Genomic DNA, 14,469 nt, shown 5'->3' with positions numbered 1-14,469 from the left:
CACAGGGCAAGGGCCCCGCTCCTCCTCCGTCCGGGAGGGGCGGGGCCCTTTCGCGTGCCCTGTCACGGCAGGGCCTGCGCCATGCCACAGGCCCTGCCGGACGCCGGGGCGGGCGCCGTCGGCGCCCGCCGTCAGTGGTGCGTGATCAGGCCGGTCACCTGGCCGACCACGGGCAGGTCGCCGAGCGAGTCGCCGTCCGACAGCGGGTGGGTCACGGCGGCCGTCGACACCGGCTTGAAGTCGGCGATCTGCGTACCGACCGCGTTGTCCAGCGGGTCGGCGCCGGTCTTGGCGAGCGGGTTCAGCCGGAGGTCGGTGGCCGGGCCGGTGGCGTAGCCGACGGAGTCCGTCAGCGCCTGGCCGGCCGCCAGGGCGTCCACGTCGCCCACCGGCAGGGGCGCGGCGGCCGACGCCGACGCCGCGCCGCCCGCGCCGAGCGCCACCCCGGCGGCGGTGAGGACCAGCCCCGCGCGCAGCAGCGTGCGCCCCGCGGACGGGGTCCGCTGGTCCGGGGGTGCCCCCTTGCCGTGAGGAGCCGCGTGCTTGGGGGAGCGTCGTGCCATGGGAACCACCAGTGTGAGACGAGTAGTCGAATGCACACGAAGAGTAGTTGAGGCGGGGATGCCCGCGCCACCGAATCGCAGGCACCCCGGCTCTCACCCCGGCTCGCCGGGGAGCGGTGCGCGGCGGGCCTGCGGGACCCGGGTGCCGGTGTCCACGACACGCAGCAGGGACACGTCGGGAACGTGCGCGCCCCGGACATGACCGTGCGGCGCCGCGGCGGTGCGCCGCAGGAAGTCGACGACCTCGGCCGTGACGACCTCGCCGGGCAGCAGGTTGGGGATGCCCGGCGGGTAGGCGGCGAGGGTGTCCGCGGAGACCCGGCCGACGGCGTCCTCCGCGGGTACGACGCGTGCGGGACTCAGGAACGCCTCGCGGGCCGTGAGCCGCGCGGGCCCCGGGGCGGGCAGCCGGAGTCCGGGCCCCTCCGTCGCCCCCGTGCCGGTCAGGGGCGCCGGGAGGTGGTGCAACGCCTCGACGAACCGGTCCGTGTCCGGCGCCGAGCCCGCGCCGACCACGGCGACGATCGCGGAGTCGGTGGCCACCTCGACCATGATCCGATGGTCGCGCGCCAGCAGCCGCCGCGCCTCGTGCCCGGGTATCCCGCCGCTGCGCGTGTCGATGGCGATACGCAGCGGGTCGGCGGCCACGACGTCGGGGAAGCGGTCGAAGGTGTCGCTGACGACCCGGTGGCGGCCGCGTCCGCGGACGGCGTCGCGCACCCGCTCCGCGGCGTCCACCGAGGCGGCGATCGCGGCCGCGTTCGCCTGGAGGCCCGCCCGCGCGGTGTCGAGCGACGCCATCAGCAGCGCGCTCGCGCTCGTCGACTGCACCATCCGGAAGGCACGGTCCACCAGCGGCTCCAGACGGTCGGCGAACGGGCCGTGGCCGAGGTGGAGCATCGCCGACTGGGTCAGGCTGCCGCCCAGTTTGTGCGTGCTCGACGTGACGAGATCGGCGCCCTGTGCCAGTGCGTTCGCGGGCAGCGAGGGATGGAAGCCGAAGTGCGCGCCCCACGCCTCGTCGACGATGAGCGGGACGCCGGCCGCGTGCGCGACGCGGGCCAGCGCCCGCACGTCGGCGACGGCGCCGAAGTAGCTGGGCGACACCACGTACGCGGCCGCCGCGTCCGGATGGGCGGCGAGTGCGTCGGCCAGCGCCCCGGCGGTGACCCCGTGGGCGATGCCCATCTCCGCGTCGACCGACGGCTGGACGAACGCGGCGTCGAGACCCGACAGGACCAGTCCGTCGATGACGCTGGAATGGACACTGCGCTGCACCACGAGGACCCGGCCGAGGGACGCCGTCACGAGCGAGGCGATCTGGTTGCCCTGCGAGGCTCCGTTCGTCAGGAACCAGGTGCGGCGGGCCCCCCAGGCCTCGGCCGCGAGGGCCTGCGACCGCTGCAGGGGCGCGCGGTCGCCGAGGTCGATGCCCTCCAGCAGCGGAGGGAAGTCGAGTGCGAGCGCGGCCGGGCCGAGCAGCGACGCGAGGGGCCCGAAACCGGTGGTGTCGGCGGCGTGTCCGGGCACGTTCAACCGCAGCCAGCCCTGCCGCGCCTGGTCCCGGAGGGCGTCGGCGTAGGGAGTGCGGACGGCGGCCCGTCCGGAGGACTGCGGGTCGGTCGATGCGGTGGATCGGATGGATCTGGTGTTCACGCCGGTGAGCGTGGCAGGGTGGGAGCCATCGAGGAATACGGGAGTTCCCTGTACCCCTCCATACCCGCTCTGCAGGTCGCTCCCCCGCGTCCCGGCCTCCCGCGGCACCGTCGGCGGACCGCAGGTGCCCGTGTCCGTGCCGGACGACCCGCCTCTTCCTCAGGTGCCCCATGCTCGAACTGCGCCAGCTCCAGGTCCTGAAAGCCATCGCCCAGGAGGGCTCGCTCGCCGCCGCGGCGCGGTCGCTCCACCACGCCCAGCCCACGGTCACCCATCATCTGACCGTCCTGGAGGCGCACTTCGGCGCCTGCCTGGTGCGCCGGGGGCCGCGCGGCGCGGCCCTGACCGAGCTCGGGGCGGCTCTGCTGCCCCATGCCGAGGCCGTGCTCGAACGGCTGCGGCTGGCCGAACGGGAGGTCCGCGACCTGGCCGAGCGGGGTACGCACACGCTGCACATCGGCACCTTCCCCACGGCCGGCGCGCTGCTGCTGCCGCCCGCCGTGAAGACCCTGCGGCAGAGCGGGGTGCACGTGTCGCTGACGGAGGGCGAACTGCCCGTACTGCTGGAGGGGCTGCGGGCGCGGCGGCTGCACGCGGCCCTCGTCTTCTCCCAGCCGGGAGACGGGCTGGACCTCGACGGCGACTTCGAGCTGCATCCCCTGCTGCACGATCCGCTGCTGCTGGTCCTGCCGCCCGACCACCGCGCGGCCGCCCTGGACCGCGTACCGCTCCAGGAGCTGAGGCACGACGACTGGATCGGCGCGGCCGATCCGAGCGACCCCTGCGACCGGGTCCTGTCCTGGGCCTGCGCGCGGCACTCCTTCGAGCCGGTCCACTCGCTGCGCACCGACGACTATGCGGTGGTCCAGGGCTTCGTCGCCGCGGGTGCGGGCGTGGCGCTCGTCCCCCGGCTCGCCCTGGGGACCCCGCGCGAGGACGTCGCGGTACGGGTCCTGGAGGGCGCCCCGCTCGCCCGGGAAATCAGCGTCGCCGTCCTGCGGAACACCGCGGCGCCGAGCGCCCGCGAGCTGGTGGACGCGCTCGTCCGGCAGGCCCGGCACATCCGGGAGCGCTGGGACGCGGCCGACGCACGGCGGACCCCCGGCTCCGTCAGCCCTTGATCACTCCGAGAGGCACAAGACGGGCGACCCTGCGGCACAGCCCGGCGCCCTCGCTCGCGGTCACCACCGCGTCGATGTCCTTGTACGCCTGCGGCGCCTCCTCGGCGAGTCCCCGCATCGAGGTCCCGCGGACGACGATGCCGCCCGCTTCGAGGTCGTCGCGCAACCGGCGGCCGTCGACGTCGCGAGCGGCCCGGTGCCGGCTGCACAGCCGCCCGGCACCGTGGCAGGTGGAGTGCCACGCGCCGCCGTCCGGCACCCCGACCAGGACGTACGACGCCGTGCCCATGGTGCCGGGGATGAGCACCGGCTGACCCACCGGCGCGAGGTCGGGCGGCAGTTCGGGATGGCCCGGCGGCAGGGCGCGGGTGGCGCCCTTGCGGTGGACGCACAGCAGACGACTGCGCCCGCCGGACCGATGGGTCTCGGCCTTGGCCAGGTTGTGCGAGATGTCGTACACCAGGTCCACCGGGCAGTCGGCGATCTGGCCGAAGATCCGCCGGACCGTGTCACCGAGGACCTGGCGGTTGGCCCGCGCGTAGTTGGCGGCGGCCGCCATCGCCGCCAGGTAGGAGCGGCCCTCGGGACTGTCCATGGGCACGCACGCCAGCTGCCGGTCCGGCACGTGGATGCCGTAGCGGGACATGACGCCGTCCATGGTGCGGACGTGGTCGGTGCAGATCTGGTGTCCGAGGCCGCGCGATCCGCAGTGGATCATCACGCAGACCTGTTCCTCGGCCAGTCCCATCACCCGTGCCACGTCCGCGTCGTAGACGGTGTCCACCGCCTGCACCTCCAGGAAGTGGTTGCCGCCCCCCAGGCTGCCGACCTGCCCCAGACCCCGGTCCACCGCCCGTCCGCCCACCTCGTCCGGGGCGGCCGACTCCAGTACGCCCAGGTCCTCGCAGCGGTCCAGGTCGCGTGGCACGCCATGGCCGCGCTCCACGGCGTAACGGGCTCCTCCCGCCAGGAGGTCGCCGAGTTCTCCGCGCCCCGGACTCCAGATGCCGCCGGGGCCCGGGCCGCGCGGAATCCGGTCGCTCAGTACGTCCATGAGGCGCCGCAGCCGGGGGCGCAGCGCGTCACGGCGGCAGCCTGCGGCGAGCAGGCGCACACCGCACGAGATGTCGAACCCCACGCCCCCCGGCGAGATCACCCCGCCGGCCGCCGGTTCGGTCGCGGCCACGCCGCCGATGGGGAAGCCGTATCCCCAGTGCACGTCGGGCATGGCGTAGGACGCCTCGACGACGCCGGGCAGCGTGGCCACGTGCTCCACCTGCTCCAGTGCCTGGTCCCCGCCCACGTCCGGTATCAGCGCGCGCGTGGCGAAGACGATGCCGGGCACCCGCATCGCGCCGTGCTCGGGTATCCGGAAGCGGAACGCGCTCTCTTCGATCAACTCCACGTTCGCCACGGGGTCTTCCTCCCACCGGCCGGTACCGGCCTCGTCAGCGGGCCGCCGGGGGCGGCTCACACATCGAGCGTCACCGAGCACGACCAGCCGTCCGGCCCGTGGGCGACGCGAAGTCCGTGCCAGGTCACCGCCTTCGGCGCGGCTCCGGTCACCGGCAGCGCCGCGGCGTCGGTCATGGAGAACGCCGCGCGGACGCCGTCCGGCACGGCCGACACCTCGACGTCCACCGGGACCTCGCCCGCGGCGTCGAGCCGGTAGACGACCTCCTCCAGAAGGGCCACCAGCAGGTCCGCGTCGCTCCCGGCGCTCAGCAGGACCTCCCGGCCGTGCACTTCGGGTGCCGCGCGCACATCGAGAAAGGACGCGCAGACACCGTGTACCGCCTGCGCGAGGCACTCCTCACGGGTCGGCCCCCACGCCTCCACGCGCATGTCCGCGGTGTGCGGAACGCCACGGTGGCCGGCGGGCCGACGAGCGCTCTCCGGTCGTACTCCCATGCCCGCCTCCTCACGGCCGCCACGGGCGGGGCGACGACGCGGCAGGCTCCGGCGGCCGGTTCCTCCGCCGGCGGCCGGTGCCCCACCGTGCGTCGCACCGAAGAACCCGGCACCTCCATGGTGCCTCCCGCCCACCCGGCCCACCGCCCGGGGAGGGCGCCGTGCCCGACCGGGCACCGCACGGAGGGCGCTGGGAGAGCCGTGGGGAGGGGATAATGCTCCGGAGCGCGTCGGCGATGTCCGGCTTTCCGGCGAACATCTCAGGTGAGAAGGCAGACAGAAGTGGGTTCCCGTCCCCCCATAGCGACCCGGGTCGTACTGCTCGGCGGCCCCTCCGGCTCCGGCAAGTCGTCGTTCGCGGCCCGTTCCGGGCTGCCGGTGCTCTGCCTCGACGACTTCTACAAGGAGGGCGACGACCCCTCCCTGCCCACGGTGCCGGGCACCTCGGACATCGACTGGGACTCGCCGCTGTCCTGGGACACGGACGTGGCGCTCGCCGCGATCGACGACCTGTGCCGCACGGGGCGTACGAAGGTCCCGGTGTACGACATCGCCAGCAGCTCCCGCGTCGGTGAGGAGGTCCTGGACATCCACCGCACGCCGGTGTTCATCGCCGAGGGCATCTTCGCCGCGGACATCGTGGAGCGCTGCCGGGAGCTGGGTGTCCTCGCGGACGCGCTGTGCCTGCGCGGCCGGCCCTCGACGACGTTCCGCCGGCGGCTGCTGCGGGATCTGCGGGAGGGCCGCAAGTCGGTGCCGTTCCTGCTGCGCCGCGGCTGGCGGCTGATGCGCGCCGAGCGCTCCATCGTCGCCCGCCAGACCGCTCTGGGGGCCCACCCCTGTGGCAAGGAGGAGGCACTGGGGCGGCTCGCGGCCGCCGCTGCGGGACGGTGCGTGCAGGCACGCACCGCGGCGTGACGGCAGCCGTCACTCCCGCGCGGAGGGGCACCTCGGCGTGACCGCAGCCACCGCCTCCACGACCGCGAACAACTCGGCGTGACCGCAGCCACCGCCTCCACGACGGCGGGCACCACCGGACGACGACAGGAGCATGCGGACGGGACCGGAAAGACCCCCCGGCCTTCCGGTCCCGCTCCTTCTCCCCCGTAGGAGTCCCCCGTGACCCCCTCGGTTGTTTCCCCCGTGTCCCCCGGTTTTCCCCCGTGTTCCCCCGTGCCCCCCAGACCTTCAGGCGACGAGCTCGCCGAAGGACTCCTCCTCGTCACGGCCGAAGCTGAGCACCTGGTCCTCGCGCAGGCGGCGCAGGGAGCGCCAGATGCTCGACTTCACCGTGCCGACACTGATGTCGAGGATCTCCGCGATCTCCGGATCCGTGCGGCCCTCGTAGTAGCGGAGGACCAGCATGGTGCGCTGGAGTTCGGGCAGCCGGGCCAGGGCCTGCCACAGGACCGCACGCAGCTCGGTGCCGCGCATCGCGTCCGTGTCGCCCGCCGTCTCCGGCAGCTCCTCGGTCGGGTATTCGTTCAGCTTGCGGCGGCGCCACGCGCTGATGTGCAGGTTGGTCATGGTGCGGCGGAGGTATCCCCCGACCGCGGCCTTGTCGGTGATCCTGTCCCAGGCCTTGTACGTCGAGAAGAGGGCGCTCTGCAGCAGGTCCTCGGCCTCGTACCGGTCGCCGGTCAGGTGGTAGGCGGTTGCGTACAGGGAGGCGCGGCGCTCCTGGACGTAGGCCGTGAACTCGGCCTCCGACCCGGATGTCCGCTCCCCCGAGACCTCCCCGTACGCGGCTCCCCCGTGAGCTCCCCCGTCGTACGCGTCAACCACCGTCATGAAGGGCTGGCGCCCCTGCTTCGCAGACGTGGCGGTGTGCTGACGCCCGGTGCCGCGAGCGCACCCCCGCCCGCTCACGGCACCGGACTTCTCGTGCTTGCCGGCGCTCCGGACGACGGCATCGTGCAGCCGCGTGACAACTGCGCCTGTGGTGGTGCTGTGCAGCGTGTTCATCTCGCGCCCCCCGTCGTGGAGTCCGGTCCTTGCCTGTGACGAAAAGCCTGCCGGGGCCACTTCATGGCCGTGTCCGCCGACTGTCACAGGCCTGTCACAGGGGCGGGGGCACGGGCGGACACCGGTGACGGGCGAGCGGATTCCGGGCACGGGGCCGAGGAGGGTGGGCGACGAGGCGTGCGAGACGCACGTGACGCGTGGGGAAGCGGCCCCGGGTACCGCGGAACAAGGCCGGATGTCGAATCCTCCTGGGATCTGGGACAGAATGACGTCCGTGCCTTCCCTGTTGCTGATCGAGGACGACGACGCCATCCGTACGGCCCTGGAGCTGTCCCTGACGCGCCAGGGGCACCGTGTGGCCACCGCTGCCACCGGCGAGGACGGTCTGAAACTGCTGCGCGAGCAGCGGCCCGACCTGATCGTGCTGGACGTGATGCTGCCCGGCATCGACGGGTTCGAGGTGTGCCGCCGCATCCGGCGCACCGACCAGCTGCCGATCATCCTGCTCACCGCGCGCAGCGACGACATCGACGTGGTGGTGGGGCTGGAGTCCGGGGCCGACGACTACGTGGTCAAGCCGGTCCAGGGCCGGGTGCTGGACGCCCGTATCCGGGCGGTGCTGCGGCGCGGCGAGCGCGAGTCGAACGACGCCGCGGCCTTCGGCAGCCTCGTCATCGACCGCGCCGCGATGACGGTCACCAAGAACGGCGAGGACCTCCAACTGACACCGACCGAACTGCGGTTGCTGCTCGAACTGAGCCGGCGGCCGGGTCAGGCACTGTCCCGGCAGCAGTTGCTGCGGCTGGTGTGGGAGCACGACTACCTCGGCGACTCGCGGCTCGTCGACGCGTGTGTGCAGCGGCTGCGGGCGAAGGTCGAGGACGTACCGTCGTCGCCGACGCTGATCCGCACGGTGCGTGGGGTCGGGTACCGCCTGGACGCGCCTCAGTGACGAATCCGCAAGACGATCGCCGCGGCCTCACCGCGGCGCGCAGAGTGTTCTCCGGGCTGCGTTTCACGAGTCTGCGGCTGCGGCTCGTCGTCGTGTTCGGGCTGGTGGCGCTGACCGCCGCCGTGTCGGCTTCCGGGATCGCGTACTGGCTGAACCGGGAAGCCGTGCTGACGCGCGCGCAGGACGCGGCCCTCAACGACTTCCAGCAGGAGATGCAGAACCGCGCCGGCGCACTGCCGATGCACCCAACGCAGGACGAACTCCAGCACGCCGCGGGCCAGATGGCCAACAGCAGCCAGCATTTCAGCGTGCTGCTCATCGGCGAGGACGAGAACGGCAGGACCGTCGTCGGCAACTCCGACCTCGACACCTTCACGCTGGAGGACGTACCGAAGTCGCTCCAGGCGGCCGTGGCCAGGAAACAACCGGTGACCACCGGCAACAAGCACCCGTACCACATGTACTGGCAGCGGATCATCGACCACGACACCCCCTATCTGGTGGGCGGTGCGCGGGTGATCGGCGGCGGCCCGACCGGCTACATGCTCAAGTCCCTGGAGCCGGAGGCGAAGGACCTCAACTCCCTGGCCTGGTCGCTCGGGATCGCCACCGCGCTCGCCCTGATCGGGTCGGCGCTGCTCGCGCAGGCCGCGGCGACGACGGTGCTGAAGCCCGTGCACAGGCTGGGCGTCGCCGCCCGGCGGCTCGGCGAGGGCAAGCTCGACACCCGGCTGCGGGTGTCCGGCACCGATGAACTCGCCGACCTGTCCCGGACGTTCAACCGGACCGCCGAGGCGCTGGAGAAGCGGGTCGCCGACATGAGTGCCCGCGACGAGGCGTCGCGGCGGTTCGTCGCCGACATGTCGCACGAGCTGCGGACGCCGCTCACCGCGATCACCGCCGTGACCGAGGTGCTGGAGGAGGAGCTCGACGCGGAGACCGGGAGCATCGATCCGATGATCGAGCCCGCGGTACGGCTCGTCGTGAACGAGACCCGGCGGCTGGGCGACCTCGTCGAGAACCTGATGGAGGTCACCCGCTTCGACGCGGGCACCGCGCGGCTGGTGCTCGACTACGTGGACATCGCCGACCAGATCACCGCCTGCATCGACGCGCGGGCCTGGCTGGACGCCGTCGAACTCGACGCCGAGCGCGGCATCATGGCACGGCTCGACCCACGGCGGCTCGACGTCATCCTCGCCAACCTCATCGGCAATGCGCTGAAGCACGGCGGATCGCCGGTGCGGGTCTCCGTGCGCGAGGAGGGCGACGCCCTCGTCATCCAGGTGCGGGACCACGGGCCCGGCATCCCCGAGGACGTGCTGCCCCACGTCTTCGACCGGTTCTACAAGGCGAGCGCCTCGCGTCCGCGGTCCGAGGGAAGCGGTCTCGGGCTGTCCATCGCCCTGGAGAACGCCCATATCCACGGGGGCGAGATCACCGCGCACAACGCGGCCGAGGGCGGTGCCGTCTTCACTCTGCGGCTGCCGCGGGACGCGTCGGCGCTCACCGGTGAAGCGGATGCGGACGGGGGGCCGGGGAACTCGCAGGGGTCCGGCGGACCGGGCGGCTCCGGCTCGTCGAAGTCCTCCGACGGCCCGGGAGAGGGTGCCTGCGGGGGCGGCGGTTCCGGAGAAGGGGAGAACGGAAGATGACCGTACGTCGCGGGACGGGCGGCGCGGCGCGGGCCGGGTTCGCCGTGGCCGCGCTCTCGCTGCTGCTCGCCGGGTGCGGGATCCGGGCGACCGAGGTGCCGACGGACTTCGGTCCCGCTCCGTCGCGGGCGCCGTGTGCGCTGAGCGGCCCGGAGGCGGAGACGCAGACCGCCAAGGGCATCCCGGTCCAGGTCTTCCTCGTCTGTTCCTCGCAGCTGGTGACGGTGGACCGTTCCGTGCGGATCCCCTCCGGGAAGGCTTCGGCGGACCGGGTGCGGGTGGCCCAGGCCCTGCTGGACCAGCTGGAGGAGACGCCGTCGACGGCCGAGAAGCAGGCCGGGTACACGACGGACGTACGCGGCGGCATGACCGTCTCGGGGCCGCGTGCCGGTGACCCGGAGGAGACCCTCCGGCTCGGCACTCCGCCGGAGGACCTGTCCTCCTACGCGCTGGCCCAGATCGTCTGCACCTTCGCCAACTCGGCGGCGGCCGCCGAGGACGGGTCGGTGGTGCTGGGCGGTCCCGGCACGGAGCCACTACGGCGCTACAAGTGCACCCCCGAGGTCCGCTCCCGCCCCGGCGCGGTGCCCCCACCCAGTTCCTTGGCGAACAAGGGCTGAGCCCAGCCCACATCCGGCGAAGCCCGTCGGCAACGGATGCCGCCACCGGGCAGCACCTCCTCCCGCCGGCAACGGGCGCCGGTCCCACCACCGCTGTGGGCAGTCGTTCCTCCCCCAGTGCCTCAAGGGCCTGGGCGGTACCCCCAGGGGCGATGGGGGTCCCCCCTGCTCATGGGGGTGCCCCCTGCTCGAGCGAAGTCGAGAGCTTGGGGGAGCAGTCGAGAGCTTGGGGGAGGGTGGGCACAGCCCCCGGTGCCGGGGACACGGCGTGCGACGTGCAGGTGGTGCCGGGTGGGCACGATCCCCGGTGCCGGGTGACCCGGCGTGCGGCGTGCAGGTGGTGCCGGCTGCGGCCACCGAGTGGGCCACGGTGCCGGGTGAGCGGAAGGACCACAGCAAGCACCCCCCGGCAACGGCAACCGGCGGCCGCCCCCGCAGGCGACTTGTCGGCCACGCCCGACGCCGCTCGGCCAACTGCGACCGCACCGGAACCGTTGATGCCGGGTCCGTCGTCCTTGGGGGCGTGCAGCGCACTCGCTCCGTCCGATTCCGGTACCGCGCGGCAGGAGGCATCCTCCTCGTCGCACACCTTCTGCTCGTCGCATGGGTCTCCCTGCGCCCCCTGGACGTCCCCTGGGTGAGCGCCCCCAATCTGCACCCTCTCGCCGGAATCAGGGCGGACCTGGCCCTCGGGCCCCGCGAGGCCGCGCGGCGCATCGGAGAGGGCCTGCTCCTGCTCGCGCCCCTGGGCGTGCTGCTCCCCCTGGCCGGCGGCCGCACCGCCGTGTCCCCCCTGGGCTCGCTGATCCGTACCGTCGCCGCCGGCGCCCTGCTGTCCCTGGGGATCGAAATGCTCCAGACCGGCGTGCCGGGCCGGGTCGTGGACGTCGACTCGCTGCTGCTGAACACGATGGGCGTCGCCCTCGCGCACCTGTTGGTCGTACCGGCCGCGCGGGCCCGGATACGGAGGCGGACCACACCCAGGAAGAAGGCCGTACCCGCTGCTCAGGACGGCTATCTGTCTCAGGGTTCGACCCCGACGATTCCCAGGGTCGGCATCGCTCCGTGGAGCGACGTCCTGCCCCCTTCACGAACGTAGCGTTGATGGTGTCCGGAAAGCCGGAAAGACGGACACCATTCCACGGTTCATGAAGGAGCCACGATGACCGCCCTTGCCCGCCCCACCAACGGACGGATGATCGGCGGAGTGTGCGCGGCGCTGGCACGGCGCTTCGGCACCTCCGCAACCACGATGCGCGTGATCTTCCTGCTCTCGTGCCTGCTGCCCGGCCCGCAGTTCCTGCTCTACATCGCGCTGTGGATCCTGCTCCCGAGCGAGGAGCGCGCCGCCCGCCAGGCCTGGTGAGCCGAGGGCCCCAGGAGGCGGGCCGGGAAGCCGGAAAGGGGTGCACCGACACACGGTCGGTGCACCCCTTTCGCGGCTGTCCGGATCAGGCCAGCGGGATCCCGTTCAGCGGCAGGCCCTTGGTGCCGAGGCCCTGCGTGGCGGGGAGGCCGCCGAGGAGCCCCTTGGTCGAGGCGACGCCCTTGCCGTCGGCCACGGAGCCGAGCTGAGGGGCCGCGTGGGCGAGGGTCGGCTGCACGGCGTGCACGGTGGTGTCGAGGGTGCTCCGGCCGTTCGCGAGGGCCTCCTGACCGTGCGCCAGGGACGTGGTGGCACCCTCGGGCAGGACCCGTGCGACACCGTCGACCGGCAGGGTCTGGGCGACACCGCCGAGCGCGGCGTTGGCGTCGGGGATCGCGGGCGCGGCGTTCGCGGCGCCCGCTCCCGCGGCGGCGAAGGCGGCACCGAGGGCGGCGACACCGAGGGTCTTGACGGCAGACTGCTTCATCGTGAATGCGTCCTCGTGACGGGGGTTCGAGCGGTCCAGAAACGTATCCGCGTGCACCTGCCCGCGCAAACACCGGAATTCCGGCCCCACGGCGCCCCGACCGGTGTGATCATTCGCCGCCGGACGGTGCGTCAGGCCTGGTGGAGACCGTTTGCCTGAACAGCCATTCGGACCGCAATTCGGCATATCCGGGCTTGATGACGTCATTGATCATGGCGAGGCGTTCGTCGAAAGGAATGAATGCTGATTTCATCGCATTGACTGTGAACCACTGCATGTCGTCGAGCGTGTAGCCGAATGTGTCGACCAGGTGCTCGAACTCCCGGCTCATGCTGGTGCCGCTCATGAGGCGGTTGTCGGTGTTCACGGTGGTGCGGAAGTGCAGACGGCGGAGCAGGCCGATGGGGTGCTCCGCGTAGGAGGACGCGGCACCCGTCTGGAGGTTGGACGTCGGGCACATCTCCAGCGGGATGCGCTTGTCCCGTACGTACGACGCCAGCCGCCCCAGGCGCACCGAGCCGTCGTCGGCCACCTCGATGTCGTCGATGATCCGCACGCCGTGGCCCAGCCGGTCGGCGCCGCACCACTGGAGCGCCTGCCAGATGGAGGGCAGGCCGAAGGCCTCTCCCGCGTGGATGGTGAAGTGGTTGTTCTCGCGCTTGAGGTACTCGAACGCGTCGAGGTGCCGGGTGGGCGGGTAACCCGCCTCCGCGCCCGCGATGTCGAAGCCGACCACACCGAAGTCACGGTAGCGGTTGGCGAGTTCGGCGATCTCCAAGGCTCGCGCCGCGTGCCGCATCGCGGTCAGCAGGGCGCCCACGCGGATGCGGTGCCCGGCCTCCCTGGCGCGCCGCTCGCCCTCGCGGAAGCCTTCGTTCACCGCCTCGACGACCTCTTCGAGGGTGAGGCCCTGCTCCAGGTGCTGCTCCGGGGCGTAACGGACCTCGGCGTAGACGACGCCGTCCTCGGCGAGGTCCTGCGCGCACTCGGAGGCCACCCGCCGCAGGGCGAGCTTCGTCTGCATGACGGCGCAGGTGTGCGCGAAGGTCTCGAGGTAGCGCTCCAGGGAGCCCGAGTCGGCGGCCTCGCGGAACCAGATGCCCAGCTTGGCCGGGTCGGTCGTGGGCAGCTTGTCGTAGCCGCACTCGCGGGCGAGGTCGACGATCGTGCCGGGGCGCAGACCGCCGTCGAGGTGGTCGTGCAGCAGGACCTTGGGGGCCCGGCGGATCTGGTCCGTGGTCGGGGTGTCAGCGGTCTGGCTCGTCATTTCCGCACTCTAACGCCTACGCGCGTAGACAGCCCCCGGAACGACCGCTGTCGATACGTAACAGTGACCGCGCGGAAGGGTGGCGTACACCGATGCTTCTGACACTGTTCTGCCATGGCCATGGGACAGCAGCGAGGGGTGTCGGCGCGTGAGGCCCGGCTGGGGCGGACGATCGGGCCCGAGCCGTCGGCGGTGAGCGGGGTCGTCCTGCTGCTGCCGGGCGGGGACGAGACCTCCGCGCGCAGACCGTCGCCGGTCTCCCCGGCCTCCGTACGCACCCTGGGGCGCCATCTCGCGCGCGCGGGCCGCGGCGACGGGCTGGCCTCGCACGTCGTGCACTACCGCTGGCGCGGCTGGAACGGTACCGAGGCGCGTCTCGCGCGGGATGCCGAATGGGCCGCCGACGAGGCCGTGCGCCGTTACGGGGACGTGCCGGTGTGCCTGGCCGGCGTGGACATGGGCGGCCGGGCCGCGCTGCGCGCCGGCGGCCACACGGCCGTCAACTCCGTGCTCGCCCTCGCCCCTTGGCTGCCGGAGGACGATGTCGCGGCGCCACCCGAACCGGTGAAGCAGCTCGTGGGCCGCCGCGTGATGATCGTGCACGGCACCAACGACTCGAGGACCGACCCCGAACTCTCCTTCCGCCTCGCGGCGCGCGCCAAGAAGGCCAACCGCGACATCTGCCGCTTCGAGGTCCACTCGGACGGCCACCGCCTGCACCAGCACCGCGACGAAGTCCTCTCCCTGGCCACCGACTTCGTCCTCGGCGCGCTGTTCGGCCACGATTTCTCGCGCCCCGTCCAGGACGCCCTGGCGGCGCCGCCGCCCCTGGGCCTGCGGATGCCGCTCGCCTCGGGGTTCGGCCAGTCGTTACGGCACTGAGGACCACCGTCCCGGCCGAGCCCT

The 14,469-nt window shown here is 72.9% G+C and carries 15 protein-coding genes; 8 read left to right on the top strand and 7 right to left on the bottom strand.

The window, feature by feature from the left end:
• Positions 1 to 131: 131 nt before the first annotated feature.
• Together ACWCP6_RS04870 and ACWCP6_RS04865 are read right to left on the bottom strand one after the other, a co-directional pair.
• Complete coding sequence (locus ACWCP6_RS04870; RefSeq protein WP_450930892.1) at positions 132 to 563, bottom strand: hypothetical protein; 432 nt, start codon at positions 561 to 563, stop codon at positions 132 to 134.
• Positions 564 to 656: 93 nt separating this feature from the next.
• Complete coding sequence (locus tag ACWCP6_RS04865; RefSeq protein ID WP_450930891.1) at positions 657 to 2,219, bottom strand: aminotransferase class I/II-fold pyridoxal phosphate-dependent enzyme; 1,563 nt, start codon at positions 2,217 to 2,219, stop codon at positions 657 to 659.
• A 170-nt stretch (positions 2,220 to 2,389) separates the two neighbouring features.
• Between ACWCP6_RS04865 and ACWCP6_RS04860 the strand changes: the two genes are divergently transcribed.
• Positions 2,390 to 3,340, top strand: a complete 951-nt coding sequence (locus ACWCP6_RS04860) for a LysR family transcriptional regulator (protein ID WP_450930890.1) — start codon at positions 2,390 to 2,392, stop codon at positions 3,338 to 3,340.
• On the opposite strand, the gene ACWCP6_RS04855 is transcribed toward ACWCP6_RS04860, so the two are convergent.
• Together ACWCP6_RS04855 and ACWCP6_RS04850 are read right to left on the bottom strand one after the other, a co-directional pair.
• Positions 3,330 to 4,754, bottom strand: coding sequence for an RtcB family protein (locus tag ACWCP6_RS04855; protein WP_450930889.1), 1,425 nt, complete (start codon positions 4,752 to 4,754; stop codon positions 3,330 to 3,332). The genes ACWCP6_RS04860 and ACWCP6_RS04855 overlap by 11 nt on opposite strands.
• A 56-nt stretch (positions 4,755 to 4,810) precedes the next feature.
• On the bottom strand, positions 4,811 to 5,251 hold the full coding sequence (locus ACWCP6_RS04850; RefSeq protein WP_450930888.1) for an archease: 441 nt from the start codon (positions 5,249 to 5,251) through the stop codon (positions 4,811 to 4,813).
• A 282-nt stretch (positions 5,252 to 5,533) separates the two neighbouring features.
• Here ACWCP6_RS04850 and ACWCP6_RS04845 point away from each other — a divergent pair, with 282 nt between their 5' ends.
• Positions 5,534 to 6,169 carry an ATP-binding protein gene (locus tag ACWCP6_RS04845; protein WP_450930887.1) on the top strand — a complete coding sequence of 212 codons (636 nt, stop codon included), beginning with the start codon at positions 5,534 to 5,536 and terminating at the stop codon, positions 6,167 to 6,169.
• A 270-nt stretch (positions 6,170 to 6,439) separates the two neighbouring features.
• Here ACWCP6_RS04845 and ACWCP6_RS04840 read toward each other — a convergent pair whose 3' ends face one another.
• Positions 6,440 to 7,216, bottom strand: coding sequence for a SigE family RNA polymerase sigma factor (locus tag ACWCP6_RS04840; RefSeq protein ID WP_450930886.1), 777 nt, complete (start codon positions 7,214 to 7,216; stop codon positions 6,440 to 6,442).
• A 274-nt stretch (positions 7,217 to 7,490) separates the two neighbouring features.
• Here ACWCP6_RS04840 and afsQ1 point away from each other — a divergent pair, with 274 nt between their 5' ends.
• The 5 genes from afsQ1 to ACWCP6_RS04815 all read left to right on the top strand — a co-directional run bounded on the left by afsQ1 (position 7,491) and on the right by ACWCP6_RS04815 (position 11,809).
• Positions 7,491 to 8,168 carry a two-component system response regulator AfsQ1 gene (gene afsQ1, locus ACWCP6_RS04835; protein WP_041819431.1) on the top strand — a complete coding sequence of 226 codons (678 nt, stop codon included), beginning with the start codon at positions 7,491 to 7,493 and terminating at the stop codon, positions 8,166 to 8,168.
• Positions 8,165 to 9,823, top strand: coding sequence for an ATP-binding protein (locus ACWCP6_RS04830; RefSeq protein WP_450930885.1), 1,659 nt, complete (start codon positions 8,165 to 8,167; stop codon positions 9,821 to 9,823). Before afsQ1 ends, ACWCP6_RS04830 begins: the two co-directional genes overlap by 4 nt.
• Entirely contained in the window at positions 9,820 to 10,443 is a 624-nt protein-coding gene (locus tag ACWCP6_RS04825; protein ID WP_450930884.1) for a hypothetical protein, read from the top strand. The genes ACWCP6_RS04830 and ACWCP6_RS04825 overlap by 4 nt, the downstream gene beginning before the upstream one ends.
• A 523-nt stretch (positions 10,444 to 10,966) precedes the next feature.
• The gene (locus ACWCP6_RS04820; RefSeq protein WP_450930883.1) at positions 10,967 to 11,542 is read left to right on the top strand and encodes a VanZ family protein; all 576 of its coding nucleotides are present in this window, start codon (positions 10,967 to 10,969) and stop codon (positions 11,540 to 11,542) included.
• A gap of 63 nt (positions 11,543 to 11,605) precedes the next feature.
• Positions 11,606 to 11,809, top strand: a complete 204-nt coding sequence (locus ACWCP6_RS04815) for a PspC domain-containing protein (protein ID WP_450930882.1) — start codon at positions 11,606 to 11,608, stop codon at positions 11,807 to 11,809.
• 85 nt (positions 11,810 to 11,894) lie between these two features.
• Here the strand turns inward: ACWCP6_RS04815 and ACWCP6_RS04810 are convergent, their stop codons facing one another.
• Both ACWCP6_RS04810 and ACWCP6_RS04805 read right to left on the bottom strand, forming a co-directional pair.
• The gene (locus ACWCP6_RS04810; RefSeq protein WP_450930881.1) at positions 11,895 to 12,296 is read right to left on the bottom strand and encodes an ATP-binding protein; all 402 of its coding nucleotides are present in this window, start codon (positions 12,294 to 12,296) and stop codon (positions 11,895 to 11,897) included.
• Positions 12,297 to 12,405: 109 nt separating this feature from the next.
• A complete protein-coding gene (locus ACWCP6_RS04805) occupies positions 12,406 to 13,563 on the bottom strand; it encodes an adenosine deaminase (RefSeq protein WP_450930880.1) in 1,158 nt (385 codons plus the stop codon).
• Between the two features lie 114 nt (positions 13,564 to 13,677).
• Here ACWCP6_RS04805 and ACWCP6_RS04800 point away from each other — a divergent pair, with 114 nt between their 5' ends.
• Complete coding sequence (locus ACWCP6_RS04800; RefSeq protein ID WP_450930879.1) at positions 13,678 to 14,445, top strand: alpha/beta hydrolase; 768 nt, start codon at positions 13,678 to 13,680, stop codon at positions 14,443 to 14,445.
• Positions 14,446 to 14,469: the final 24 nt, after the last annotated feature.

It is taken from the genome of Streptomyces sp. NPDC002004, from assembly GCF_053593975.1.
Note: the sequence above shows the minus strand (reverse complement) of the source record. Positions and strands in the feature narration are given on the sequence as shown.